At 68.3% G+C, this 24,216-nt stretch carries 21 protein-coding genes, 1 tRNA gene and 1 pseudogene; 12 read left to right on the top strand and 11 right to left on the bottom strand.

Going from position 1 to position 24,216, the window contains the following annotated elements; genetic code table 11:
- Nucleotides 1-92: 92 nt before the first annotated feature.
- A complete protein-coding gene (locus tag ACW172_RS02145) occupies nucleotides 93-884 on the top strand; it encodes a PhoH family protein (RefSeq protein ID WP_492034925.1) in 792 nt (263 codons plus the stop codon).
- A 58-nt stretch (nucleotides 885-942) separates the two neighbouring features.
- Here the strand turns inward: ACW172_RS02145 and ACW172_RS02140 are convergent, their stop codons facing one another.
- The gene (locus ACW172_RS02140; protein ID WP_492033551.1) at nucleotides 943-1,761 is read right to left on the bottom strand and encodes a DUF2306 domain-containing protein; all 819 of its coding nucleotides are present in this window, start codon (nucleotides 1,759-1,761) and stop codon (nucleotides 943-945) included.
- A 178-nt stretch (nucleotides 1,762-1,939) separates the two neighbouring features.
- On the opposite strand from ACW172_RS02140, the gene ACW172_RS02135 reads away from it, so the two are divergent.
- Nucleotides 1,940-2,929, top strand: a complete 990-nt coding sequence (locus tag ACW172_RS02135) for a helix-turn-helix domain-containing protein (RefSeq protein ID WP_492033550.1) — start codon at nucleotides 1,940-1,942, stop codon at nucleotides 2,927-2,929.
- Here the strand turns inward: ACW172_RS02135 and ACW172_RS02130 are convergent.
- The gene (locus tag ACW172_RS02130) at nucleotides 2,926-4,155 is read right to left on the bottom strand and encodes a cation:proton antiporter domain-containing protein (RefSeq protein ID WP_492033549.1); all 1,230 of its coding nucleotides are present in this window, start codon (nucleotides 4,153-4,155) and stop codon (nucleotides 2,926-2,928) included. The genes ACW172_RS02135 and ACW172_RS02130 overlap by 4 nt on opposite strands.
- Nucleotides 4,156-4,473: 318 nt before the next feature.
- Here ACW172_RS02130 and ppdK point away from each other — a divergent pair, with 318 nt between their 5' ends.
- Nucleotides 4,474-7,164, top strand: coding sequence for a pyruvate, phosphate dikinase (gene ppdK / locus ACW172_RS02125; RefSeq protein ID WP_492033548.1), 2,691 nt, complete (start codon nucleotides 4,474-4,476; stop codon nucleotides 7,162-7,164).
- A 19-nt stretch (nucleotides 7,165-7,183) separates the two neighbouring features.
- On the opposite strand, the gene ACW172_RS02120 is transcribed toward ppdK, so the two are convergent.
- On the bottom strand, nucleotides 7,184-7,738 hold the full coding sequence (locus ACW172_RS02120; RefSeq protein WP_492033547.1) for a hypothetical protein: 555 nt from the start codon (nucleotides 7,736-7,738) through the stop codon (nucleotides 7,184-7,186).
- Nucleotides 7,739-7,886: 148 nt separating this feature from the next.
- Here ACW172_RS02120 and ACW172_RS02115 point away from each other — a divergent pair, with 148 nt between their 5' ends.
- Both ACW172_RS02115 and ACW172_RS02110 read left to right on the top strand, forming a co-directional pair.
- Nucleotides 7,887-8,792 carry a 2-dehydropantoate 2-reductase gene (locus ACW172_RS02115; RefSeq protein WP_492033546.1) on the top strand — a complete coding sequence of 302 codons (906 nt, stop codon included), beginning with the start codon at nucleotides 7,887-7,889 and terminating at the stop codon, nucleotides 8,790-8,792.
- Between the two features lie 252 nt (nucleotides 8,793-9,044).
- Nucleotides 9,045-9,518 carry a porin family protein gene (locus ACW172_RS02110; RefSeq protein ID WP_492033545.1) on the top strand — a complete coding sequence of 158 codons (474 nt, stop codon included), beginning with the start codon at nucleotides 9,045-9,047 and terminating at the stop codon, nucleotides 9,516-9,518.
- Nucleotides 9,519-9,604: 86 nt separating this feature from the next.
- Here ACW172_RS02110 and ACW172_RS02105 read toward each other — a convergent pair whose 3' ends face one another.
- Entirely contained in the window at nucleotides 9,605-9,886 is a 282-nt protein-coding gene (locus ACW172_RS02105) for a hypothetical protein (RefSeq protein ID WP_492033544.1), read from the bottom strand.
- Between the two features lie 197 nt (nucleotides 9,887-10,083).
- On the opposite strand from ACW172_RS02105, the gene ACW172_RS02100 reads away from it, so the two are divergent.
- Nucleotides 10,084-11,280 carry a M48 family metallopeptidase gene (locus tag ACW172_RS02100; protein ID WP_492033543.1) on the top strand — a complete coding sequence of 399 codons (1,197 nt, stop codon included), beginning with the start codon at nucleotides 10,084-10,086 and terminating at the stop codon, nucleotides 11,278-11,280.
- Here ACW172_RS02100 and ACW172_RS02095 read toward each other — a convergent pair.
- The 5 genes from ACW172_RS02095 to ACW172_RS02075 all read right to left on the bottom strand — a co-directional run bounded on the left by ACW172_RS02095 (nucleotide 11,264) and on the right by ACW172_RS02075 (nucleotide 16,353).
- Nucleotides 11,264-11,695, bottom strand: a complete 432-nt coding sequence (locus tag ACW172_RS02095) for a Cif family virulence factor (protein WP_492033542.1) — start codon at nucleotides 11,693-11,695, stop codon at nucleotides 11,264-11,266. The genes ACW172_RS02100 and ACW172_RS02095 overlap by 17 nt on opposite strands.
- Nucleotides 11,695-12,816: a beta-ketoacyl-ACP synthase III gene (locus ACW172_RS02090; RefSeq protein ID WP_492033541.1), complete on the bottom strand. Its 1,122-nt coding sequence runs from the start codon at nucleotides 12,814-12,816 to the stop codon at nucleotides 11,695-11,697. The genes ACW172_RS02095 and ACW172_RS02090 overlap by 1 nt, the downstream gene beginning before the upstream one ends.
- A gap of 74 nt (nucleotides 12,817-12,890) precedes the next feature.
- Entirely contained in the window at nucleotides 12,891-14,957 is a 2,067-nt protein-coding gene (locus ACW172_RS02085; RefSeq protein ID WP_492033540.1) for a capsule polysaccharide biogenesis protein, read from the bottom strand.
- A 32-nt stretch (nucleotides 14,958-14,989) separates the two neighbouring features.
- Nucleotides 14,990-15,835 (bottom strand): HpcH/HpaI aldolase/citrate lyase family protein, encoded by an 846-nt coding sequence (locus ACW172_RS02080; RefSeq protein WP_492033539.1) that lies wholly within the window; start codon nucleotides 15,833-15,835, stop codon nucleotides 14,990-14,992.
- A gap of 23 nt (nucleotides 15,836-15,858) precedes the next feature.
- A complete protein-coding gene (locus tag ACW172_RS02075; RefSeq protein ID WP_492034924.1) occupies nucleotides 15,859-16,353 on the bottom strand; it encodes a GAF domain-containing protein in 495 nt (164 codons plus the stop codon).
- Nucleotides 16,354-16,718: 365 nt separating this feature from the next.
- Here ACW172_RS02075 and ACW172_RS02070 point away from each other — a divergent pair, with 365 nt between their 5' ends.
- On the top strand, nucleotides 16,719-18,149 hold the full coding sequence (locus tag ACW172_RS02070) for a tetratricopeptide repeat protein (protein ID WP_492033538.1): 1,431 nt from the start codon (nucleotides 16,719-16,721) through the stop codon (nucleotides 18,147-18,149).
- Nucleotides 18,150-18,163: 14 nt separating this feature from the next.
- Complete coding sequence (locus ACW172_RS02065; protein ID WP_492033537.1) at nucleotides 18,164-19,801, top strand: hypothetical protein; 1,638 nt, start codon at nucleotides 18,164-18,166, stop codon at nucleotides 19,799-19,801.
- Nucleotide 19,802: 1 nt separating this feature from the next.
- Here ACW172_RS02065 and ACW172_RS02060 read toward each other — a convergent pair whose 3' ends face one another.
- On the bottom strand, nucleotides 19,803-20,981 hold the full coding sequence (locus tag ACW172_RS02060; protein WP_492033536.1) for an aminotransferase: 1,179 nt from the start codon (nucleotides 20,979-20,981) through the stop codon (nucleotides 19,803-19,805).
- Nucleotides 20,982-21,124: 143 nt separating this feature from the next.
- Between ACW172_RS02060 and ACW172_RS02055 the strand changes: the two genes are divergently transcribed.
- Nucleotides 21,125-21,262: a hypothetical protein gene (locus ACW172_RS02055; RefSeq protein ID WP_492033535.1), complete on the top strand. Its 138-nt coding sequence runs from the start codon at nucleotides 21,125-21,127 to the stop codon at nucleotides 21,260-21,262.
- A gap of 18 nt (nucleotides 21,263-21,280) precedes the next feature.
- Here the strand turns inward: ACW172_RS02055 and ACW172_RS02050 are convergent.
- A tRNA-Ile gene (locus ACW172_RS02050) sits at nucleotides 21,281-21,356 on the bottom strand.
- Between the two features lie 195 nt (nucleotides 21,357-21,551).
- Between ACW172_RS02050 and ACW172_RS02045 the strand changes: the two genes are divergently transcribed.
- The 3 genes and pseudogenes from ACW172_RS02045 to ACW172_RS02035 all read left to right on the top strand — a co-directional run.
- Nucleotides 21,552-22,313: an SIMPL domain-containing protein gene (locus ACW172_RS02045; protein ID WP_492033534.1), complete on the top strand. Its 762-nt coding sequence runs from the start codon at nucleotides 21,552-21,554 to the stop codon at nucleotides 22,311-22,313.
- Nucleotides 22,314-22,399: 86 nt separating this feature from the next.
- The gene (locus tag ACW172_RS02040; RefSeq protein ID WP_492033533.1) at nucleotides 22,400-23,647 is read left to right on the top strand and encodes a dipeptidase; all 1,248 of its coding nucleotides are present in this window, start codon (nucleotides 22,400-22,402) and stop codon (nucleotides 23,645-23,647) included.
- A 402-nt stretch (nucleotides 23,648-24,049) separates the two neighbouring features.
- A pseudogene (locus ACW172_RS02035) lies at nucleotides 24,050-24,148 on the top strand (DUF4236 domain-containing protein); the annotation flags it as partial.
- Nucleotides 24,149-24,216: the final 68 nt, after the last annotated feature.

Genomic DNA, 24,216 nt, shown 5'->3' with positions numbered 1-24,216 from the left:
TCATCCGACCCCGGACGGCCTGTCGCCGTTTCCTCTCTCCTCCCCACCGTCGTTCGAGGCGATGCTTTTGAAGCATCGCCTTTTTTCATGCCCTGGAGGCAACCATGACCAAGCGTGCAGCCATGAAGCGCCAAACTCGTGAAGGCGTTTTCGATTCCAGCTCGTTCATCGAGGACTCGAAAGTCCGCCGCTTGCCGACATCGCACAACAACAGCCATCAGGGCGCGTGGTCGCCCTATCCGTCGAACGACCGGGACCAGGGCTATCTGAAGACGCTGAAGCCCAAGTCCGAGGGCCAGGCCGAACTGCTGAACGCCATCGACACCCACAACCTTTGCGTGGCGCTCGGCCCGGCAGGCACCGGCAAGACCTATCTGGCCGTGGCCAAGGCGGTCGAGGCGCTGGAGGCCGGCAAGGTCGGCCGCATCGTGCTGAGCCGCCCCGCCGTCGAGGCCGGGGAATCGATCGGCTTCCTGCCCGGCGCCATGGAGGACAAGCTGGCCCCCTATCTGCGGCCCCTCTACGACGCCCTGTCGGACCGGCTGTCGATGAAGCGGGTCGGGGCCCTGATGGCCGAGGGTCTGATCGAGATCGCGCCCATCGGCTATATGCGCGGCCGCACCCTGAACAACGCCTTCGTCGTCGTCGACGAGGCCCAGAACTGCACCTACGTCCAGCTGAAGATGTTGCTGACCCGTCTGGGCTGGCACTCGACCATGGTGGTCACCGGCGACCCGCACCAGTCCGACCTGCTGCCGGGCGTGTCGGGCCTGGCCGACATCGCCCAGCGTCTCGAAGCCGTGCCGGAAATCTCGGTGGTGCGCCTGGCCGAACAGGACATCGTCCGTCACCCGCTGGTCGCGAGCATGATCGGCGTCCTCTGACGCCAGACACAGATTGAACGGTTCGGGGCGCGCTTCGCGAGAGGCGCGCCCCGTTTCGTCAGAGGTAGGGGCCCCACATCAGGGCCGCGGCGCCAACCGAGCCCAGCGCCGTCCAGGCGGCGGCGACCAGCACCAGCCCGGCCACGAGAATCCGGAAGGCGCCGCTGGAACTCCGTCCGGCCGCGAAATAGAGCTCCAGCACTGCCAGCGGGATCAGATAGCTGCCGAAGGTCAGGACGATGTCGGCGGGCCCTGACAGGGTCTTGGTCATGCCGACCGGCCCCCGGTTGATCAGGACCCAGCCCATCAGCCCGACCCGCAGGAACCACACCCCGCTGACCACCATGAAGGTCCGCATGGCCCAGCGCCGATGGCTGTCGAAGCGGCGGCGGGTCGCCTCGCGCCACGCCAGTCCGGCGAAGATCAGGATCAGCAGGCCGTTGATCCCGATAGCCACCTCGGAGACGACCGAGAGGTATGCGCCACGCGCCACCGACATCCACAGGCCGCTGAGCGCCAGGAAGCAGGCGATGGTCAGGAAGCTCCGCCCGGTCCAGCGGTGGACCGCCGGAAAGCGCCGCCGCAGCGCCGGGACCAGCTGCATCAACCCGCCCAGCGTCACCACGGCGGCCAGAAGGACATGGGCGGCGAAGACCCAATTGCCGACGCCGTCGCCCTCGACATAGCCGGTGATCAGGGGCTTGTCGTTCCAGGCGGCGAAACGCCCCGACAGGGTGCGCACGCCGTAAAACAGCACGATGAAGAGGATGAAGGCCGTCTGGCCGGCGGCCGCGACGACGAACCAGGCGACGCCCGCCCGGCTGAGAAGTTTTGAACCGCCGGGTGCGGGCGGCGGTAGTGGGAGAGAGGTCGTCATGGGAGCTCCGGACGCGACCCCGGCATGGAGCCGCGCCGAGGCTGCGAGCCGGAGGTCGTCGCCGTCTCGCCGATTTGCAAATCGGCCAGAAAGAGTTGAGCGAGGGGTTTGACGCCGGGACCTGCGGACCGACACAGTGGCGTCGGGCCGCGATCCGTGCGGCCGATGAGGCAACCGGATGGCGATGACGACCGCCTTCACGACGGAGCGAACGAACGGCCCGTGGCGGGCGCCCGGCCGGCTGGCCGCCTACGGGGCCGCCATGGCAGTCTCGTTCGCCTGCTACGCCGTCGGCCACCTCCTGAACGGTGCGGGCGGCGCGGCGGGGACACTGCTCGATATGATCGGGCTCGGGGCCTGTGGCTGGGCCTGGCTGATCGCGCGGGCGCTGTTCGATCCGGCGCCACGAGATGCCTGGTGGCCCCGGATCGTCGTCGGGGTTCTGGTCGTCAGTGGCGCCCTGACGGTGCTGAACTTGCCGACGGGGCCGCGCCAGATCGCTGACAACACCTATGCGCTGACCGGCTCGGCGGCCCTGCTGCTGACCTTCTTCGAGCCCTTCCATCGCTTTCGGCGGGATTTGCCGAAGGCCGAGAAGCGGTTCCGGCTCGCCTTCGTGGTCGTCTATGCGGCCCTGGTCGCGGTCTCGATCATGGCCCCGCACGGGTCGGCGGTGACGGCGGCGGAGGCGTATCGGCTGGACCTGATCAACAGCGGCTGCGCTGTCGGCGGCCTGATCACAGGGGCGGCGGCGATCGTCTGGCGGCTGCGTCACCCCCTGGTGGAGCCGGTGCGGCCTGCGCGGCGGGCGCCGACGGCCGAGGATCAGGACCTGGCCGCCCGCATCCAGCGGCTTCTGAAGGATGAACAGATCCACGCCGAGCCGAATCTGAAGGTCGCCGACGTCGCTGCGCGTCTGGGCCAGCCCGAATATCGGGTCTCCCAATGCGTGACCGGGGTTCTCGGCTTCGAGAACTTCAACCGGATGATCAATCACCACCGGATCGAACAGGCGAAGACGCTGCTGCGCGATCCGGCGCGCCGGCCGATCCTCGATATCGCTTTCGATTGCGGCTTCGGCTCGGTCGGGCCGTTCAATCGCGCCTTCAAGGCCGAGGTCGGGGTGACCCCGCGCGCCTTCCGCGCCTCGGCCGCCGTGCAGCCCTAGACGACGTCCACCAGCTTGACTGGCTGGGCGGCCGGGGGGGCAGGGGGCTTCGGCTTGCCGCCCAGACGGTCGGTCAGGGCGAAGACGAAGGGGTTGAGCGAGATCGACATCAGGGCGGCGGCCAGGATCAGGTCGTGGGTCTGCTGGCTGAGCGCGCCCAGCGACACGCCGAGCGCGGCCAGGATGAAGCTGAACTCCCCGATCTGGGCGAGGCTGGCTGCGATGGTCAGGCTGGTCGCCTTGTCGAGCTTGAAGGCGAAGGTGATGGCCAGGGCCGCCATGGCCTTGCCCACGATGACGATGCCCAGCACGCCCAGAACGGTCAGCGGCTTGGTCACCAGGATCATCGGGTCGAACAGCATCCCGACCGAGACGAAGAACAGCACCGCGAAGGCGTCGCGCAGGGGCAGGGACCGCTCGGCGGCGTTATGGCCCAGCGGCGAGGAGTTGAGCACCAGGCCGGCCAGGAAGGCGCCGAGCGCGAACGAGTGGAACATCCAGTAGGCGATGAAGGCGATGCCCAGGGCGATGGCCAGAACGCCGAGGGTGAACAGCTCACGCGACCTGGTGTGGGCGATCCGGACCAGCAGCCAGGGCAGGACGCGCGGGCCGATGAACAGCATGGCGCCGACGAAGACCGCGACCTTGCCCAGCGTCCAGCCGATCGACTTGGCCAGCTCGACGGCGCCCAGTTCCTGACCCGGTTGAACGATCAGCAGGGGCAGCATGACCAGTGCGATGACGATCACCAGGTCCTCGACGATCAGCCAGCCGACGGCGATGCCGCCGATCTCGCCCTTGACCTGACGCCGCTCTTCCAGCGCCCGGAGCAGGACCACGGTCGAGGCCACCGACAGGGCGAAGCCCATCAGCGCCGCCTCAAGGTCGCCCATGCCGAGCAGTCGGCCCAGCGCCCAGCCGAGTGCGGTCGCGGCGCCGATCTGAACGAGAGCGCCGGGAACGGCGACCTTCCTGACCTTCATCAGGTCGGCGGGGGAGAAGTGCAGCCCGACCCCGAACATCAGCAGGATCACCCCGATCTCGGCCAGCTGGGGGGCCAGCTCCGTATCGGCGACGAAGCCTGCCGTATGCGGCCCGACCACGATCCCGGCAACCAGATAGCCGACCAGCGGTGAGAGCTTCAGCCGGTTCGCCAACATGCCGAACACGAAGGCGAGGACAAAGCCCCCGACCAGGGTGAGGATCAGGCTGTCGGCATGCGGCATCGGCGCTCCTTGAGGGGGCTCGTGGGTCTGATTGTGGTGAAGCTTTCAGTTGGGGCCTGAGGCGCGCCCTGACAAGGTGACGCATTGTCTCGCATCAGGGACGAGGGCGCCGCACCCGCCGAATTACCCTTTCGGGGCAAGGAATTGATTGGCGCCCGGACGAGGCTCGGCCCATAAATTGTTACGGGAACCGCCATTTTCCTCACGCTTTGTTACAGCCCGGGCTCGCCTTCGCAGTCGCAGCAATGTAGTCAGGCGCGCAGGAGCGGGGGCAACCCGCCGACGACACGACAGACTGGCTAACTCAGGGGCTAAGGCATGACTCAGTGGGTGTACGGTTTCGGCGGCGGGTCCGCCGATGGCGACGCGTCGATGAAGAACCTTCTCGGCGGCAAGGGCGCGAACCTTGCCGAGATGTCGTCGCTGGGCCTGCCGGTCCCGCCGGGCTTCACCATCACCACCGAGGCCTGCGTTCACTACTATTCGAACGGCCAGACCTATCCCGAGACCCTGGCGGCCGAGGTCGCCGCCGGCCTGAAGAAGGTCGAGGGCATCGTCGGCAAGACCTTCGGCGACGCCGCCAATCCCCTGCTGGTCTCGGTGCGCTCGGGCGCCCGGGCCTCGATGCCGGGGATGATGGACACCGTCCTGAACCTGGGTCTCAACGATGAGACGGTCGAGGGTCTGGCGAAACTGTCGGGCGACCGCCGCTTCGCCTTCGACAGCTACCGCCGCTTCATCACCATGTATTCCAACGTGGTCCTCGGCCTCAGCCACGACGACTTCGAGGAGGTTCTGGACGACCACAAGGACCGTCTGGGCGTCACTGTCGACACCGACCTGTCGGCCGCCGACTGGGAGAAGGTCGTCGCCGAATACAAGACCGTGGTCGAGCGCGAGCTGGGCCATCCCTTTCCGCAGGATCCGCAGGACCAGCTCTGGGGCGCCGTCTCGGCCGTCTTCGCCAGCTGGATGAACGACCGGGCGAAATTCTATCGCCGCATGCACGACATCCCCGAAAGCTGGGGCACGGCCGTCAACGTCCAGTCGATGGTGTTCGGCAATATGGGCGAGACCTCGGCGACGGGCGTGGCCTTCACGCGCAACCCCTCGACCGGCGACGCCCGCCTGTACGGCGAGTTCCTGATCAACGCCCAGGGCGAGGACGTGGTCGCGGGCATCCGCACGCCGCAGTCCCTGACCAGGGTCGGCCGCGAGGAGATGGGCGAGACCGCCCCCTCGATGGAAGAGGCCATGCCGGCCGTCTTCGCCGAGTTCGTCGAGGTCGTCGGGCGGCTGGAAAGCCACTACCGCGACATGCAGGACATCGAGTTCACGGTCGAACAGGGCCGTCTGTGGATGCTGCAGACCCGCAACGGCAAGCGCACCGCCAAGTCGGCCCTGAAGGTCGCGGTCGACCTGGCCGCCGAGGGCGTGATCTCCGAGGAGGAGGCCGTCAGCCGCGTCGAGCCCGCCGCGCTGGACCAGCTGCTGCACCCGACCCTGGACCCCAAGGCCGAGCGCAAGGTCGTCGCCGCCGGTCTGCCCGCCTCTCCGGGCGCCGCGACGGGCAAGATCGTCTTCGACGCCGATGCGGCCGAGAAGGCCAGCCAGCTCGGCGACGCCGTCATCCTGGTGCGTGAGGAGACCTCGCCCGAGGACATCCACGGCATGCACGCCGCCCGCGGCATCGTCACCGCCCGCGGCGGTATGACCAGCCACGCCGCCGTCGTGGCGCGCGGCATGGGACGCCCCTGCGTCTCCGGCGCCGGCGAGATCCATATCGACGAGGCGGCCCAGACCTTCACGGCGCGGGGCCGGACCTTCAAGGCGGGGGAGGTGATCACTATCGACGGGTCGAAGGGCGAGGTGCTCGACGGCGCCGTGGCCATGATCGAGCCCGAGCTGACCGGCGACTTCCAGACCCTGATGGCCTGGGCCGACAAGGTCCGCCGCCTCAAGGTTCGCGCCAACGCCGAGACCCCGCTGGACGCCCGCACCGCGCGCGGCTTCGGCGCCGAGGGCATCGGCCTGTGCCGCACCGAGCATATGTTCTTCGACGAGGAACGGATCGCCGCCGTGCGCGAGATGATCCTGTCCGACGACGAGGCCGGCCGCCGCGTGGCCCTGGCCAAGATCGCCCCCTTCCAGAAGTCGGACTTCGTCGAGCTCTTCACCATCATGGCCGGCCTGCCGGTCACCATCCGCCTGCTCGACCCGCCGCTTCACGAGTTCATCCCGCACACGGACGAGGACATCGACGCCCTGGCCGAAACCTCGGGCATCGACGCCGCCAAGCTGAAGAAGCGGGCGCGAGAGCTGCATGAGACCAACCCGATGCTGGGTCACCGGGGCGCCCGTCTCGGCGTCGCCTATCCGGAAATCTACGAGATGCAGGTCCGGGCGATCCTGGAAGCCGCGCTCGAGGTCAAGAAAACCGCCGCCGAGGCCCCGATCCCGGAGATCATGCACCCGCTGGTCGCCCTGGGTCTGGAGATGAAGTTCCTGCGCGAACTGACCGATCGGACCGCCAGGGCCGTCTTCGCCGACGCCGGGGACACCGTCGATTACCTCGTGGGCACGATGATCGAGCTGCCGCGCGCGGCCCTGCGCGCCGCCGACCTGGCCGAGAACGCCGAGTTCTTCTCGTTCGGCACCAATGATCTGACCCAGACCACCTTCGGCATCAGCCGCGACGACTCCGGCCGGTTCCTGCAGGCCTATATGGACAAGGGCATCTTCGAGACCGATCCCTTCGTCCGCCTCGACCAGGACGGCGTCGGCGACCTGATCCGCATTGCGGCCGAGCGCGGCAAGACCGTGCGTCCGGACATCAAGATGGGCATCTGCGGCGAGCACGGCGGCGATCCGTCGTCGATCGCCTTCTGTGAGAGCGTGGGCCTGACCTATGTCAGCTGCTCGCCCTATCGCGTGCCGATCGCCCGTCTGGCCGCGGCCCAGGCCGCCCTGTCGGCGCGTTCGGGCACGGAGCGCGAAAAGGACCGCTGATCCTCGGGGTCTTCAGCGATCAGGTGAAGTCGCAGGTCACCCCGACGTTGATGCGCTGGACGGCGGCCTTGTCCTCGCCCAGCAGCCCCATCAGCTCGCCCGAGGCGAAGGTCCAGCCGATGGTGCTGTCCTCGATCACGGCGCCGGGATAGGCGGCCTTGAGTTCGGCCAGGGTCGAGCCGACGTGGAGGCCCTTGTCGGTCGAGATCGCGGGCGTCTGGGTCTGCCAGCCCGCCAGCTTGTCCTCCTGGAACAGCAGCTGAAGGCCGTTCGACCAATCGGCGTGATCCATCGGGCCCGCGCCGCATTCGGCGAAGGGCCCGGTGGACGTCGGCGTGCCCCCGGCCTCGGTCGCGGCGGCGAGAACCAGAGCCTTTGGAGCGCCAATGGGGAAGATGGCCCTGCCGATGGTGACGGACGCCCCCGACACGATGATCGGGATCGTCTCCGCAGCCGGTGCGGCGGGCTGGGCCGGAGCCGGGGTCGGCGCGGCGGCCTTGTCCTTCGCCGGATCGGAGCAGGCCTGCAGCGATAGGGCCGCAGTGGCGACGGTCAGTATGCGAATGGTCTTCACGGCAGGTCTCCCCCGAAACGCCAGGACGGTCACGCTAGCCTCGAAGACGGTGTGAAGCCATAGCGGCGTTCTTCAGACTCCCGGGTCGGCCGGCGGTTGTGAATGTCCACCGGTGTCGTTAGCTGGACGGCAAAGCCGGAGCCCCGCCATGACTGCATCGAAACTGTCCGTCGCCGTCGTCGGCCCCGGGGCCGTGGGCGGGACCATCGCGGCCTGGATTTCGCGCAGCCCCCTGGTCGGCGACCTGACCCTGTGCGCCCGCTCGCCGCTGGACCGGCTGGTGGTCGAGGCGCCGGACGGGGCGATCGTCGAGGCCAATCCGCGCGTGGTCACCGACCCGGGACAGATCACGGATCCCGTCGACTGGGTGCTGGTCGCGACCAAAGCCTATGACGTCGCTTCGGCCGCCGCCTGGCTGAAGCCGCTGCTCGGTTCGCGGACCCGGGTCGCCGTGCTCCAGAACGGGGTCGAGCACGTCGAGCGGTTCACCCCCTTCCTGCCCGCCGACCGGATCGTGCCGGTGATCGTCGATGTGCCGGCCGAACGGACGGCGCCAGGCCGGATCCAGCATCGCCGCAACGGCACGGTCACCGTTCCGGCAGGGGAGGCAGGCGAGGCCTTCGTCGCCCTGTTCGCCGAGAGCGTGATCGAGGCCTCGACCACCGATGACTTCCTCACCGCCGCCTGGACCAAGCTGTCGCTGAACTGCGCGGGCGCGATCAACGCCCTGACCGGAGAGCCGGGCGGGGTGGTGCGGGCAGGGGGGATCGCCGACCTCACCCGCCAACTGGTCTGGGAATGCGTGCGCGTCGGTCGGGCGGTCGGCGCCGATCTGGGCGATCATATCCCCGACTGGGTGGTGGAGCGCGCGATGACCTCGCCCGCGGACTCGGTGAATTCCATCCTCGGCGACCGGCTGGCGGGACGGCCGATGGAGTGGGACGCCCGCAACGGCGTCATCGTCCGTCTGGGCGAACGCCACGGTATCGCGACCCCCGCCAACGCCATGGCCTCTACCCTTCTGGCGGCGGTCTACTGGTCCGCCGACACGTGAGTTCGGCATGGTCCTGGGTAGGGCCTTTGAGGCAATTAAATAACAACCTTCCGCGAACAGGGTGTGTGGCAGTCGTCGCACACTTTCCGGATTGTAATGGTTTGGCCATGGAACGGCCAAGCCGAATGCCCATTTAACAACTCGCTGGATGGGGCCGGTGACCTCGCAAGTCACTGTCATCTAGGAGTTAAAGAAAAAATGCGTAACATTCTTCTCGCGACCGCCGCTCTTTCGCTGTTTGCTGTTCCTGCCATGGCGCAGACTGTGACTTCGCCGACCTACTACGGCACCCTCGGCTACACTCAACTGGACACTGACAACGCCGATCTCGGCGCGGTGACCGGTCGCGTGGGCGCCAAGCTGCACCCGAACTTCGGCGTGGAGGCCGAAACCTCGTTCGGCGTGGGCCATGACGACGTCAACGTCGCTGGCGTCTCCGGCAAGGTTGAGCACCGGTACGACGTCGCCGGCTATGCCGTCGCCAGCCTGCCGGTGACCTCCAACATCGACCTGTTCGCCCGCGCCGGTTACGGCGTGACCGAGGTCAAGGGTTCGGCCGCCGGCGTTTCCGCCAGCGATCACCTGACCAGCTGGAACTACGGCGCCGGCGCCACCTACAACCTGGACGCCCAGAACGGCATCCGCGCCGACTACACCTACCGTGACTTCCAGCACGACCAGGGCGGCGCCGACACCTATGCGCTGAGCTACGTCCGCAAGTTCTGATCGGACACGTCGGAAACGACAAAGGGGCGGCCTTCGCAGGCCGCCCCTTTTTGCTTATCGGTATGTCGGCCCCGGGCCGGTTTGCCTCAGCCGGGTTCCGCGATCAGCGCCCAGCGCATCGAGCCCTCGCCGAAGGGGCGGGTGAACCACTGGGAATAGCGTTCGAAGGCCTCGACCACGGCGTTGCGCAGGTCCGGCGCGACGGGCTCGCCGCGGTTGCGCTTCATGGCCGCGACACAGTCGATGACGACGTTCTGATGGGCAGAGCCGCCCAGACTCTTGAGCACCAGCGCCACATCGCGGGCGAGGGATTCCAGGAACGAGAGCTTCTCGTTCGGCGCTGCAGAATTCTTCTGGCTCTGGCTCATCGGTCAGGTCACCCCACGTGCACACAGTCTCGATGGGGCCTTCCTCGCAAACTCGCCCTTCGCGTGCAAGCGGGGCCGGGACCTTCGCGGTAGAATATTCGTGAGGCGCCGCGCCTTTCGACCGCCGCCTTTCTTCGAATTTAGCTGACAAACGATGCGTCCGGGCGTCCTCTGCCGCCTCAAAGAGGGGCTCTGACATGACGACTTTCGATCCGGACGCGGCGACCGCCGCATGGCTGGCGACCCTCCCGCCCGCCGACACCGCCAAGGCGGTGGCCTATACGCAAGGCGGGCACTGGCTGATCCTGTGGGGCTTCATCGTCTCGGTCGTGGTGTCATGGATCATCATCCGCACCAACCTGCTCGGCCGGATCCGGGAAGGGATCGAGAAGCGCAAGGCCCGGCCCGTGCTGGCCTCCTTCCTCGTCGGCCTCGTCTATCTGCTGCTCAGCTGGCTCCTGACCCTGCCCTGGGCGGCGTATTCCAGCTGGTATCGCGAGAAGCAGTACGGCCTGACCGAACAGCCCTTCATGGGCTGGTTCACCGAGGGCCTGATCAGTGCGGCCATTTCGACGGTGGTGATGTCATTGGTTCTGGTCGGGCTCTACGCCCTGATCCGGCGGGCGCGGAAGCTCTGGTGGGCCTGGGGCGCGGCCTTGATGGCGGTGGTCATCGTCATCGGCCTGGTGGTCTCGCCGATCCTGATCGAGCCCCTGTTCAACACCTATACGCCTGCGCCGGACGGACCGGTGCGCGACGCCGTCGTGGCTCTGGCGAAGGAGACCGGCACGCCGTCGGACAAGATCTATATCTACAACGGCTCCAAACAGTCCGACCGCTACACCGCCAATGTCTCGGGCCTGTTCGGCTCGGCCCGGGTGGCGATGAGCGACGTCATGTTCGCCAAGGGCGCCGACCTCGCCGAGGTTCGCGGCGTCGTGGGCCATGAGATGGGCCACTATGTGCGCGGCCATATCCTCTGGATCGTCGGGGTGATGATTGTGCTGGTGGCGCTGGCCTTCTGGCTGACCGACCGCCTGTACCCGGTGGCGCGCAAACTGCTGGGCGCCAGGAAGGTCGGCGACATCCGCGACCCTGCGGGCCTGCCGATCGTGATGGCGGTTCTGGCCTTCCTGGGCTTCATCGGCACGCCTCTGATGAACACCCTGACCCGGGTCACGGAGGCCGATGCGGACCACTTCTCGATGGTCCATGCCAATGAGCCGGACGGCCTGTCCAAGGCCCTGATCAAGACCGCCGAATACCGGGCGCCGTCGCCGGGCAAGCTGGAGGAAATCCTGTTCTACGACCACCCCAGCGTCGGCAATCGCATCCACGCCGCCATGGAGTGGAAGGCGACGCATCCTGCCGGGACCCCTACTTCGGGACGGTGAGGCCGGGGCGTTCGTTGTCCCAGATCATGTGCAGGATGGACCACAGTCCGTCCTGCCCGCGGGCCAGCTGGATCGAGTTGACGCCGCGCCGCTCGGGCTCCGCGTCCGTCGGCGCGGTGCGCGCCTCATAGACGCTCCAGACCTGGGCCATGTTGCCGAACACGTCGATGCGGCGCTCGATTTCGACCTCGAAGAAGCCGTTGGCGTCGAAGAAAGGGGTGACGTTGGCCTGATACTCTTCGCGGCCCATGACGATCATGGTCGGCCGGCCCTCGGCGTCCAGACCCGTGCGGGCCTGACGGCTGTCGGGATGGAAGATCTCACGCTGGGTCGCCCAGTCGCGCGGACCGGCCGGGCCCGAGATACAGGCGTACATGGCGTCGACGACGGCGCCGATGTCGCTGCGGTCCACCATCAGGCGCGCTTGCGCACGAAGACGGTGCCCGCCGAATAGCCCGCGCCGAAGCTGCAGATCAGGCCGGTGTCGCCCGGCTCGAAGCCGTCGTGACGCAGGTGGAAGGCGATGATCGACCCGGCCGAGGAGGTGTTGGCGTATTCGTCCAGGACGATGACGTTCTCTTCCGGCGTCGGGTCGCGGCCCAGCACCTTGCGGCCGATGAACTCGTTCATGTTGATGTTGGCCTGGTGCAGCCACAGGCGCTTGAGCTCCTGCGGGTTCAGGCCCAGCTCGCCGGCGTGGTCGACGATCATGTCCGAGACCATAGGCACCACATCCTTGAACACCTTGCGGCCCTGCTGGATGAACAGCTTGTCCGGCTTGCCGATGCCCTCGGGCGCGGCGTTGTTCAGGAAGCCGAAATTGTTCCGGATGTTGTTCGAGAAGACGGTCTTCAGTCGCGTGCCGAGGATGTCCCAGCCGCCAGGACCGGCCTGATCCTTCGCCTCGACGATCACGGCCGTGCAGACGTCGCCGAAGATGAAGTGGCTGTCGCGGTCCTTGAAGTTCAGGTGAGCCGAGCAGACCTCGGGGTTGACCATCAGCACCGCCTTGACCGAGCCCGAGCCGATGAAGTCGGCGGCGGTCTTGATGCCGAAGGTCGCCGAGGAGCAGGCGACGTTCATGTCGAAGCCGAAGCCCTCGATGCCGAGCGCCTGCTGGATCTCGACGGCCAGGGCCGGATAGGGGCGGGGCATGTTGGACGCGGCGCACAGCACGGCGCCGATCTCGGACACCGGCTTGCCCCAGGTCTCGATCGCCTGTTTCGCGGCGGCGACGGCCATTTCGGCCATGATCGACAGTTCGTCGTTGCCGCGTTCGGGGATGTTCGGCGCCATCCGCTGCGGGTCGATGATCCCGGCCTTGTCGAGCACGAAGCGCGACTTGATGCCCGAGGCCTTCTCGATGAAGGGTACCGAAGAGTGGGTCAGGGCCGCGACGTCGCCCTCGGCGATCTCCATCGCATGGTCGGCGTTCCACTGGTCGGCCCAGGCGTTGTAGGCCTCGACCAGTTCCTCGTTGGAGATCGACTGTTCGGGGGTGAACAGGCCGGTGGCGGCGATGACGGATGGGATCATGTCTACTCTACCCTGACGCTCGACGGGCGGCGCCTCGGGCACGAGGGGGCGGTCCGTTCTTTTTCTGGACCCGTCTAATAGGCCGGTGGAGGCGTCCGGTCGAGAGAGGCTCTGATCCCTCTCCACCACCGGTTTATCCGGCCGCGCGGCGGGGCCGGCAGGGGCGTGTCGCGCGCCGCGATCAGGGCCTCGACCAGATCCTCGGCCTCGCACGGCCAGCCCGTCGGGGTGACGTAGAGCGGATAGTCGATCAGGGTCGCGTGCATCAGGGCTTCGAGCGACACCTTCCGGCCCCGGCGTTCGAACGGCCCCGTCCGGTCGTCGGTCAGGCCCCATCCCGCATAGAAGGGCCGGCCATAGGTGGTCACCGCCTTGCCGCGCATCAGGGCCTCGAACCCCGACAGCGACGTCAGGGTCACCAGCCGGTCGCAGGCGTTCAGGCAGTCGATGATGTCCAGATCGTCGGCGACGGCGTCGACGGCGTCCATCGCGCCCGCGTCCAGCAGCCCCGGCCGGTTGCCGGCGGTGACGTCGGGGTGATTGCGATAGATCAGGAAGGCGTCCGGGAAGTCCCGCCGCGCCGCCTCGACAAGGCCGGAGTTGGTGCGGATGTCGGTGCAGCCCAGCCGGATCGAGCGGTCGTTCTCGACCTGACCGACGACCAGCAGCCGCTCTCGGTCCGCAGGCCAGCCCGCGGGCGGCTCGCCCTTCAGATTATACTTCGACAGTCCCGCCTCGACGATCCGGTCGCGCAGACGGGCGGCGCGGGTCAGGGCGGTGGCGTCGTGCTCCGCCGTCCCGATCAGGGTCTCCAGACGGCTGGGCCCGGTCGCATCGTAATAGACCCCCAGATCATCCAGCACGACCGACAGGGCGCCGAAGAAGTCGGAGCCCAGGCCGCGCGAACGGATGAAGCCGTCCTCCATCCGCACCGTGGGGGCCGTGGTCGCGGCGGCGGCCTCAAGGATCGGCGGGCTCTCCTTGCCGGCCCACCAGATCAGCTTGCCCTGGCGCGCCTCGGCGGCCTTGGCGGCGTTGCGCGCGAACCAGTGATAGCGGACTTCGCCGCGCGGGGAGTTGAGCAGTTTGCGGATCGGCGGACGCTTGGCCGGGGCGAAGCCGGCGGCGGCCCAGAAGCCCTGAAGCCTCTCGGCCCGGTCGCGCAGCCGGATCAACCGGTCCAGGGCGGGCTCGGCCTCGCAGCGGGCGCCGGTGATCGGATCGACGTAGCGGGTGTAGCGGATCAGGGCGGCGGCGCTCACCTGTTCGATGGTGCGCGTCTGGCCGCGACGGCCCGTGTCAACGGCGTCGGTCGTCAGGCCCCAGCCCGAATAGAAGGGCGCGCCGAAGCAACGCACCGGCAGGCCGCGCAACAGGGCTTCGAACCCGAGAGCCGAGGTCACCACATAGACGGCGTCCACATGGGCCAGCAGGTCGGCGGGCCGGACATCGGTGTCGATCAGGGTGACGCCGGTCAGGTCGGCTGTGGCGATACAGCCCTGTTTGCGCCCCGCCGCCACCGCCGGGTGGCGTTTGACGATCAACTGGGCGTCGGGCTCATCACGCCGGGCGGCGGCGATCATGTCGCTGAACGACTGCGTCGAGGCCAGGCCGTAGCCGATCGAGGCGTCGCCGAGGGTCTGGTCCACGATCAGGACGCGACGGCCGGGCTTCAAAAGGCTCTGGTCCAGCGGCCCGCCCATATTGGTCTTGGACACGCCCGAGACGACGATCCGATCGATCAGGCCGCGCGCGCGCGCCGTCAGCCCGGCGTCGCACCAGTCGGGCGCCGTCCGGATCAGGTCCTCCAGCCGCGAGGGCCGGGTCGCGTCGTAATAGACGCCGAGGTCGTCGACGATCAGGCTCAGCGAGGTCGCCCCGCTCTCGCCCAGACCGACCGAGCGCAGGAAGCCGTCCTCCAGCGCGACGTAGGGGATGCCGCGCTTCTCCGCGAGCCGCCGTCCCGCCGCCGCCGTCGGCTTCATGCCCCAGCCAAGCACGGCCTTCACATCGGGGCCTGGCAAGGCGCCCAGCGCATAGTCGGGCAGGAACTCCGCCAGGAACGGGACCTTGAGGACGCCGGGCGCGCAGATCCAGGCGGGGGTCACGTTCTGCGAGTCAGGAAGGGGCGGGAGGGTCACCGGTCGTGTCTAGGGGGCGTCAGGCGGCGCGCCTAGTCCCCGCTCGCGATCCGATGCCGTTCCAGCAGCCGCTCGGCCGAGGCGAGATGCAGCCGTTCGACCATGGCGCCGCTCACGCGGATCGCGCCCTTGCCGTCCGAGGCGGGGTCGGCGAAGGCGGCGACGATGACTTCGGCCTGGGCCACCTCGGCGGGGGAGGGGGCGAAGGCGGCGTTGGCGGCCGCGATCTGGGACGGGTGGATCAGGCTCTTGCCGTCGAAACCGTAGAGCCGGCCCTGCACGCATTCGGCGGTCAGGCCTTCGGCGTCCTCGATGCGGTTGAACACCCCGTCCAGCACGGCCAGCCCATGCATCCGCCCCGCCGCCACCGTCGCGGCCAGCCACGGCTTCAGCGGCTCGCGATCCGGCGAAGGCCCCGTGCCCAGCGTCGCGGCCAGATCATTCACGCCCAGCATCAGTCCCGTCAGCGCCCCGCCGGCTCCGGCGATGCTCTCCAGCCGCATCAGGGCCGCCGGGGTCTCGATCATGGCGATCAGGGCGGCGGAGGCAGGCAGGGCGGCGTTGAGCTCGCGCACGGCGTCCGCGCTCTCCACCTTGGGCGCCACGATCAGGCCGACGTCGGTCGCCGCCAGCGCCTTGAGGTCCTCGGCGCCCCATTCGGTGTCCAGCCCGTTGATCCGCACGCCCAGCCGGGGACCGAACCCGCCCTCGCGCACGGCCTCGACGGCGGCGGCCCGGGCCTCGGCCTTCATCTCCGGTGCGACGGCGTCTTCCAGATCCAGCACGGCGACGTCGCAATCCAGCTTCCGCGCCTTCTCGATCGCCCGGGCGTTCGATGCCGGCAGGTAGAGGAGGCTTCTCCAGAGTTGGGTCGTCATTCGGTGCTCCTCGGCTGCCAACCCTAGGCGGCGAAGACGGCCTTGAGCAAACGCTCCAGGGCCTCGGCGTCGACCGCGTCGAAGGCGGCCTTTTCGGTCGCGTCCACGTCGAAGACGGCGATCAGTTCGCCCGAGGCGTCGAACACCGGAACCACGATCTCGCTCTCCGAACGGCTGTCGCAGGCGATATGGCCGGGAAAGGCGTGAACGTCGGGGATCAGCTGGGTTTCTTCCGTCTCCGCCGCCGCTCCGCAGACGCCGCGCCCGAAGGCGATTCTCAGACAGCCCAAGGTACCCTGATAGGGACCGACGACCAGCTCACGCTCCTTTTCAGCGTCCACGACGTAGAAGCCGGTCCAGAAATAGGCGTCGAAGGCGTCGGCCAGCATGGAGGCGACGGTCGCCATCCGGGCGGTGCGATTCGTCTCCCCGTCCAGAACCGCCAGGATTTCGGCCTCGACCTCGGCATAGGCCTGGGCCTTGTCGGCGGGGCGATCATTGCGGGCGACATAGGACATGGGGCGGCTTTCAGGCGTCGAAACGGGTCGGGAAGGGCGCATATAGGCCTCTTCCAGGCGCTGCGCGACCCGTGCGCATACTGACGCACTCGCCTGTCGGGCGAGCGCTGCAAATTCCTGAAAACAGGGAAAAATTCGCCCTACGCCACAAATTGGCCGCTCTGTGGCAACGCTTTGTTGCAAAAGCGCGTTAACCATACTGCAAAGTCACTAGACCCGAACGCCGGTTTGCGGAATGGTTAACGCCGCTGTGCGGTTAAGGTCGCGTGGCGAATGGGGATTCGGGTCAGTAATCGGGGTTGGGGATGAGCGAGGGGGACGACAATCATCGGGCCGGCCGCCGAGCGGCGTCGGGTTCGCGCGACATGCGCGGGCCTGTAACGGCTGTCGCCGCCATCGTCGCCCTGGCCGTGGTGGCCGGAACCGTCGCCAGCTGCGGGGATCACGGCCCGACCTTCTGGCGTCAGGGCGGCGGCGCCAACGCCAACGCCTGTCCGCGCCCCGCCTCCCTGACCGGCTCCGAGTTCAACGCCCAGGAGGCGGGTCTGCGCGCCCTGCGCCGCGCGGCCTTCCGCGGCGACTTCTTCGCCCAGCTCGAGCTGGGTCAGCGCTACGCCGCCGTGCGCGCCACCGACAAGAATATCGAGGATCCGATCGAAAGCTCGGTCTGGACCGGCATGGCCCTGGCCAACGACCAGGGCTATTCGCCGATCAACCGCGCCGAACGCCGGGGCATGTTCGGCCGTCTGCGTTCGCTGTCGCGCTATGATGACTGCCGGGCCTGGGAACGGCACGAGGCCTATAACCGTCTGGACGGGCAGCTGTCCCGCATGTCGCGCGACGAGCAGGAAGAGGTCCGCGACCGGATGATCTACATCCTGTCGACCCAGGACGCCCAGGGCTTCCGCACCCTGGCCCGACTGCACGATTCCCTGTTCGGCCCGTTCGGCGAGCCTGAGGACAATCCCGAGGGCCGCGAGGCCTATGGCCGCAAGGACGGGGCGAACCGCGAGGAGCAATGGCGCGGAACCCGCTATTCGGCGGTCAATCTGTTCCAGCGCAACGACGTTGACGCCTATCTGTACAACTACCTCGCGGTCCAGACCGGCGATGTGGGCGCCTATGTCCTGCTCAAGGACTTCGAGCGATCCTCGCCCAGCCGCGCGGCCTCCGGCGCCTTCGTCGAGGCCAAGGCCCGCCAATGGGTGCCCCCCTACGAATTCTATCCCAACGACGCTCCGGCCTCGGGCGTGCCCTTCTCGGACGAGAGCCGCCCGCGTGGCGACGCCTATGACTACGCCCTGTCGCGGATGCAGACCGAGATGCCCTTCGTCCACGTCGGGCGGGCGCTCAAATACCTCGGCGTGGTTTCGGTGGTTCCGACCGAGCCGAACCGCCTGACCAAGCACGAGATCGAAGCCTTCGAGGCCATGCTGGGCCATCCGATGGATTCCTTCCTGTCGCCCCTGGAGAAGGTGCGGGCCATCCAGCTGGCGGCCATGAACGGCTCGTCCGAGGCCCAGCTGGTGCTGGCGGTCATGTATTCCGAGGGCATCGGCGTCCCGCCCGACTACGCCCGCGCCTTCCACTGGTATGCCCTGGCCGACAAGCAGGGGAACCCGGAGGCCAAGTTCGCCATGTCCACCTTCTTCGCTCTCGGCGTCGCCGGGGTGGCGGATCAGGACAAGGCCGAGGCCGTCGCCTACCGCATCGATTCCGCGCTGGCGGGCTTCGGCCCCTCGGCCTCGCGCCTGCAAGCCGTCCTGGCCCAGGTCTCCCGCTCACCGCGCCGCTAGGAGGCGACTTTCCGATGAAGACGCCGCCGGCTTCCGCCCTCCGCCTCCTGACCCTGGCCGTCGCCGCAACGGCCGTGGTGGTCACCGCCTTCGACGCCGCCCCGGCCGCCGCCCAGACGGCCGCCCGCGTCGAGGCCCAGACCCGTCCGAACTTCGGCCTGCTGCTCAGCCCTTCGGCGGGCAGCCGCTCCAGCCGCAATCACCGCCGCTACGACTACCGCACCTACCGGCCCGACTGGCGCCCGGACTGGCGTCCGGGTCCCGACGGCGGCTGGGGCCCCGGCTATGGCCCGGGCACGGGTCCGAACGAAGTCGTGGTGACCTGCGGCGGCAATCCCGGCAGCGGCGCCATCGAGAACGCGGTGCGCCGCGTCCCGGCGGGCGGCACCCTGACCATCCGCTCCAACGGCGGCGCCTGTGTCGGCTGGCTGAACATCGACAAGCCCATCACCGTGCGCGGGTCGGGCACCTATGCCGGCCAGGTCACGCTCCAGGCGCCCGAAGGCCTGCCCTGCATCACCGTGGCGCCCGGCGTGCGCGTCGTGATCCAGGATCTGGCCATGGCCGCCCCCTCCGCCGGCGACGCCCCCTGCGTGGCGGGCGACGAGGCGACGGTGGTGCTGGACCGCGTCTCGCTGCGCTACGTCGGCAATGAATCGCCCTTCCTGATCCGGGGCGGGCAGCTGGACATCCGCAACGCCTCGATCGACGCCAAGACGATGTCGCCGGCCATTCTGGTCGAGGACGGCACCCTGACCGCCGTCAGCGTCAATGTGCTGAACGCCCAGTCGGGCATCGAGGTCGCGCCGGGCTCCGGCGGGCCGTCGCTGATCAGCTCCGTCTATCTGACGGGTGAGCACAATCCGTCCAACTTCGGCCCGCGCTCCATCGGGGTGAACGTCCGCTCGCGTCGCGAGATCGGCGAGTTGAACATCGTGAACAGCCGGATCTGCGGCTATAACGAGGGCGTCGCCGTCGACGGCACGCGCGTCAGCGTCCAGGGCTCCAAGATCTGCCTCGCCGACAAGGGTCTGGTCGTCTACGGCGGCGAGGCCAAGCTCGACGATTCCCGCGTTCGCGCCCGCTATGTCGGGGTCTATGCCGACGCCGGCCGCGCCGTGGTGACCTCCAGCATCTTCTCGGGCGTGGACCAGCCCTTCTATGCCGGGCCGCGCGGCGACATCGACGCCAACCGCAACCGGGTCTGGTCGCGCGGCGACATCTGCGCCCCCGACTTCCGCGATGAATATCGCGGCCGCTACAGCCCCGACTGGAACGGTCGTCGTCGCGACGACCGCTACACCTGCATGACCCGGCCCTATCCGCAGCAGTGGTGGGCTGAGGAGGAGGGCGCTCTGGGCCTTCCCTATGTCAACGACGCCTATACCCTGCCGGGGCTGGCGCGGTTCAATGCGGGCTGCGGCTGGTATTCGCGCGAGGGCGGCTTCATCGACGATCCGCGCTACTTCGGCGAGGTCCGCTGGGGGCGCCGCAACCCGCCGCTGCCCTATGCCGCCGATCCCCGCTATGATCGTGGCTGGATCCGTCAGCAGGAGCGGCTGCGCGAGGACTCCTGCCGCTTCGCCGCCTCGCCGGGACCGATCCTGGGGCCGTCGCCGCGTGGGCCGGACGGCCCGGGCCCGGGCTACTGATCTAGCGGGCCAGCGCTTCCCGCGCCCGACCCAGCCTCAGGATCGCCTCGTCCAGCACGGCGTCGGCCTTGGCGAAGCACAGGCGAATCACTCCGGTTTCGGGGCCCGTCGCCCGGTCCTCGCCCGTCATGAAGGCCGAGACCGGGATGGCCGCCACCCCGAACTCCGTCACCAGCCGGCGGCAGACCGTCTCGTCGTCCAGATCGACGCCCGAGGCCTTCAGGTCCACGCACAGGAAGTAGGTGCCTTCGCTGGCGGTGGCGACATAGCCCTGGGCCGCCAGCCCCGAGGCCAGCCGGTCTCGCGACCGCTGCATCTCCGCCCGCATGGCGGTGAACCGGTCCTCGTGCCAGGCGAGGCCCTGCGCGACCGCGGTCTGCAGGTTGGGGGCGGTGGCGAAGGTCAGGAACTGGTGCGCCTTGGCCACCGGATCGACGACTTCGGGCGTCCCGCAGACGAAGCCGATCTTCCACCCCGTCAGGCCGAACATCTTGCCCGCCGAGCCGATCTTCAGGGTGCGCTCCGCCATGTCCGGCTCGGCCAGCAGGGAGCAGTGGGTCCGGCCGTCGAACAGGACGTGCTCCCAGACCTCGTCGCTGATCGCGATCAGGTCGTGCTCGACGCAGAAGCGGGCCACCGTCGCCACCTCCTCCTCGTCGAAGGCCCGGCCGGCGGGGTTCAGCGGGTTGTTGAACATCAGGGCCCGGGTCCTCGGCCCCGCCACCCCAGTCAGCAGGTCCCCGGTGATGCGCCAGTGGGGCGGGCTCAGCCGGACCCGCACCGCGACCCCGCCGGCCCGTTCGATCAGGGGCACATAGGCGTCATAGACGGGTTCGAAGACGACCACCTCGTCCCCGGGCCGGACCACCGCGAGCACCGAGGCGGCGATGGCCTCGGTGGCGCCCGAGGTGATCAGCACTCCTTCGGGGGTCAGGCGCAGGCCCTGCAGCCGCCCATAGTGCTCGACCACGGCGGCGCGCAGCTCAGGCAGGCCGCGCGAGGGGGCGTACTGGTTCGAGCCGTGCATCACGGCCTCAGCCGCCGCCCGCCTCAGATCCTCCGGCCCCGGAGCGTCCGGGAAGCCCTGACCCAGGTTGATCGCCCCGTGGGTCCGCGCCAGACCCGACATGGTCTCGAAGACCGTGACGGGCATGTTCTCGAAAACGGGATGGAAGCGCATGGCCCGACCCAAGCCCGGGAACGCCCCGGTTTCAAGGCCCGAAGACACCCGTCCCGGTTCTTATAACTTTGGTATGGGTTTTGATTAACCTTGTTCCGCAATGGCTCAGCCTGTGCGCAGGTAGAGGTCGGGAGGAACAAAAAATGCTGATTCTGACGTCCGTGATCGCGCCGGTCGTGATCGCCTGCCTCATTCTTCCGTCGATCCGCGACACCCTGATCATCCACGACCGCCTCTATGGCCGGCACCGGGTGCGCAAGGACGAGCGCGATCGCCACTGAGGTTCGCGGCGGGGCGACTGGTAGGCCTGGAGGGACTCGAACCCCCAACCAGACCGTTATGAGCGGTCGGCTCTAACCATTGAGCTACAGGCCCCCAAGGTCGAACGGTGGGCCTAGCAGGGGATGGCCCGGCTGCAAAGCCGCCGCCAGTCTGTCGGCGATTTCATCCCGATGAACGAAGCCTGACCGTAAACCTGACGTCGTCGTTCAGGCGCAATGCTCCAAAGGAACCCCCATGGCGGTCACGCATTTCGCGGGCCGTTGCAGGATCGTTCCCAGGAGACCCCAGATGACCCTCAAACTCCGCACCCTGGCCGTCGGCGGCGCCCTGATGGCTGCGACCGCCCTGACGGCTCCGGCCGCCTTCGCCCAATCCGTGGGCAATGCGCCCGTCTCGAGCACCATCCAGATGATCCAGACCCAGCCGTCGCTGAACCTGTCGGCGACGGGCGAGGTCAAGGTCGCGCCGGATATGGCCACCATCACCTTCGGCGTGGTCACCGAGGCCGCGACGGCCCAGGAGGCCATGGCGCTGAACGCGACCCAGATGACCCGCGTCGCCGCGGCCCTGCGCCGGGCCGGGGTCGCCGAGCGCGACATCCAGACCTCGGGCCTGAACCTTCAGGCCCAGTACGACTACGTCCAGAACGAGCCGCCCAAGCTGCGCGGCTATCAGGCGACCAACCGGGTCACGGTCAACATCAACGACCTGACCAAGGTGGGCACGACCGCCGACGCCGTGGTCGCCGCCGGGGTCAACCAGATCGACGGCATCAGCTTCGGCCTGAAGGATCCGAAGACGGCCGAGGATCAGGCCCGCCGCCTGGCCGTCCAGGCCCTGCAGGCCAAGGCGCGGCTCTATGCCGAGGCGCTCGGCGTCCAGCTGGGCGGCATCCGCTCGCTGAACGAGGGCGGCGGCTATACGCCCCAGCCGCCGATGCCGGTCTTCGCTATGGCGCGGATGCAGTCTGCGGGCGCCGACTCGACCCCGGTCTCGGCCGGCGAGCTGTCGGTGAAGATCGACATCACGGGCGTCTACGACATCCGTTGATCGGGACTTTCTGATCAGGTGAGGGCCGGGGCGTTGACGCGCCCCGGCCCTTGGCCTGTTCTGGGCCTCCCGAACCGGAGGCCGCCATGATCCGCACCCTTCTTCTGAGCGCTGTATGCCTCGCGGCCGTCGCCGGCCCCGTTCTGGCGCAGGATGCGGCGGGGGAGGCGAGGGCGCGGCGGATCCTGGAACGGACGCCGCTGATCGACGGACACAACGACCTGGCCGAGGCCCTGCGCGAGCGGTTCCACAACGACCCCTCGGCCGTCGACCTGACCCGAAACCAGCGGGCGGCGGGCCTGCACACCGACATCCCGCGCCTGAGGGCGGGCGGGGTCGGGGCCCAGTTCTGGTCGGTCTATGTGACCGCCGACCAGCCGCCGGTCGAGGCCGCGAAACAGACCTTCGAACAGATCGACACGGTCCGCCGGATCGTGGCCCTGCACCCCGACGTCTTCGAGCTGGCGACCACCGCCGACGACATCGAGCGCATTCACAAGGCCGGGAAGATCGCCAGCCTGATCGGGATGGAGGGCGGCTACGACATCGACGACTCCCTCGGCCTGCTCAGGGTCTTCTACGCCTCCGGGGCCCGGTACATGACCCTGACCCACTCAAGGACCACGACCTGGGCCGACAGCGCGACGGATGCGCCGAAGTGGGGCGGGCTCAATCCGTTCGGCGAGGCGGTGGTCAGGGAGATGAACCGGCTGGGGATGATGGTCGACCTGTCCCATGTGTCGGAAGAGACCATGCAGGACGCGATCCGGGTCTCGGCGGCGCCGGTGATCTTCTCCCACTCCTCGGCGCGGGCGGTGACGGGTCATGCGCGCAACGTCCCCGACAGCGTCCTGGGGCTGATGCCGGCCAACGGCGGGATCGTCATGGTCACCTTCGTGCCGGGCTTCGTCAGTGAGGCGGTGCGCAGCTGGAACGCCGACAAGGCGGCCGAGGCGGCCCGGCTCAAGACCCTGTGGCCCGGCGATCCGGACCGGGCCGCGAAGGACCTGGCCGACTGGACCACGGCCCACCCGGTCCCCCACGCCGCCGTCGCCGACGTCGTGGCCCACATCCAGCATGTGCGGGCGGTGGCGGGCATCGACCACGTGGGTCTGGGCGGTGACTTCGACGGGGTCGACAGCCTGCCCGACGGGATCACTGGCGTCGACGCCTATCCAGCCATCCTCGCCGCCCTGATGGCCGCCGGCTGGACCGAGGCCGACATCCGCAAACTGGCCGGCGAGAACATGCTGCGGGTCATGCGGGCGGTCGAGGCCGTGGCCCGGGCCAAGGCGGGCGAGGCGCCGGGGATGGCGGTGAACACCGCCGGGTGAAGTGGCCGCGCCGCGAAAAGGGCGGCCAAACCGTGCCAAACCGTGCCACGAGGCAGCGGTGTCAGGGCGCGAAACAGGGTGACAGACTGCCAAATCCTGCCACCGATATTCGGCGATTTCAGAGGGTTAGGGTTTTCGAGGTCTGGCGGACTGCCAGATTATGCGAATTCGGGCGCCGAACCTGAGGGCGGTTCGGGACGGGGCGCGATGTCAAAGACCGCCGTGGAGGTGGGAGGGAAGGGGGGAGGGCGCAAGGTGTAAATAGGATTAAATTCTTGTACCGTAGGACGGGTAACTGTTCAGGCCAGATATCTCCGGTTGGGTACTGGACGAACGTGGTTAGGTAGTGGACGGTGCCCTAAAAGAACCGGGGGTGATCGCGTAAGCGCGGTCTAGTCAACAATGCCATTCTATATTCGCAAGAGCGTCAGCGTTGGGCCATTTCGGCTGAATTTCTCCAAGGGCGGGGTAGGTGCCTCAGTCGGCGTGAAGGGCTTTCGCGTCGGTACCGGCCCACGCGGGCACTACGTCCACGCTGGTGTTGGAGGCCTCTACTATCGCTCCTCGGT

The sequence above is a fragment of the Brevundimonas sp. ALps5 genome (genome assembly GCF_058681645.1).
The sequence above is the reverse complement of the archived record's forward strand: the minus strand, read 5'-3'. Positions and strand labels throughout refer to the sequence as shown.

Excerpts from the sequence above, each read along its gene's own strand:
- ACW172_RS02140 (WP_492033551.1), bottom strand. The coding sequence starts at position 1,761 with ATGACGACCTCTCTCCCACTACCGCCGCCCGCACCCGGCGGTTCAAAA.
- ACW172_RS02135 (WP_492033550.1), top strand. The coding sequence starts at position 1,940 with ATGGCGATGACGACCGCCTTCACGACGGAGCGAACGAACGGCCCGTGG.
- ACW172_RS02130 (WP_492033549.1), bottom strand. The coding sequence starts at position 4,155 with ATGCCGCATGCCGACAGCCTGATCCTCACCCTGGTCGGGGGCTTTGTC.
- ppdK (WP_492033548.1), top strand. The coding sequence starts at position 4,474 with ATGACTCAGTGGGTGTACGGTTTCGGCGGCGGGTCCGCCGATGGCGAC.
- ACW172_RS02115 (WP_492033546.1), top strand. The coding sequence starts at position 7,887 with ATGACTGCATCGAAACTGTCCGTCGCCGTCGTCGGCCCCGGGGCCGTG.
- ACW172_RS02110 (WP_492033545.1), top strand. The coding sequence starts at position 9,045 with ATGGCGCAGACTGTGACTTCGCCGACCTACTACGGCACCCTCGGCTAC.
- ACW172_RS02105 (WP_492033544.1), bottom strand. The coding sequence starts at position 9,886 with ATGAGCCAGAGCCAGAAGAATTCTGCAGCGCCGAACGAGAAGCTCTCG.
- ACW172_RS02100 (WP_492033543.1), top strand. The coding sequence starts at position 10,084 with ATGACGACTTTCGATCCGGACGCGGCGACCGCCGCATGGCTGGCGACC.
- ACW172_RS02095 (WP_492033542.1), bottom strand. The coding sequence starts at position 11,695 with ATGGTGGACCGCAGCGACATCGGCGCCGTCGTCGACGCCATGTACGCC.
- ACW172_RS02090 (WP_492033541.1), bottom strand. The coding sequence starts at position 12,816 with ATGATCCCATCCGTCATCGCCGCCACCGGCCTGTTCACCCCCGAACAG.
- ACW172_RS02080 (WP_492033539.1), bottom strand. The coding sequence starts at position 15,835 with ATGACGACCCAACTCTGGAGAAGCCTCCTCTACCTGCCGGCATCGAAC.
- ACW172_RS02075 (WP_492034924.1), bottom strand. The coding sequence starts at position 16,353 with ATGTCCTATGTCGCCCGCAATGATCGCCCCGCCGACAAGGCCCAGGCC.
- ACW172_RS02070 (WP_492033538.1), top strand. The coding sequence starts at position 16,719 with ATGCGCGGGCCTGTAACGGCTGTCGCCGCCATCGTCGCCCTGGCCGTG.
- ACW172_RS02065 (WP_492033537.1), top strand. The coding sequence starts at position 18,164 with ATGAAGACGCCGCCGGCTTCCGCCCTCCGCCTCCTGACCCTGGCCGTC.
- ACW172_RS02060 (WP_492033536.1), bottom strand. The coding sequence starts at position 20,981 with ATGCGCTTCCATCCCGTTTTCGAGAACATGCCCGTCACGGTCTTCGAG.
- ACW172_RS02055 (WP_492033535.1), top strand. The coding sequence starts at position 21,125 with ATGCTGATTCTGACGTCCGTGATCGCGCCGGTCGTGATCGCCTGCCTC.
- ACW172_RS02045 (WP_492033534.1), top strand. The coding sequence starts at position 21,552 with ATGACCCTCAAACTCCGCACCCTGGCCGTCGGCGGCGCCCTGATGGCT.
- ACW172_RS02040 (WP_492033533.1), top strand. The coding sequence starts at position 22,400 with ATGATCCGCACCCTTCTTCTGAGCGCTGTATGCCTCGCGGCCGTCGCC.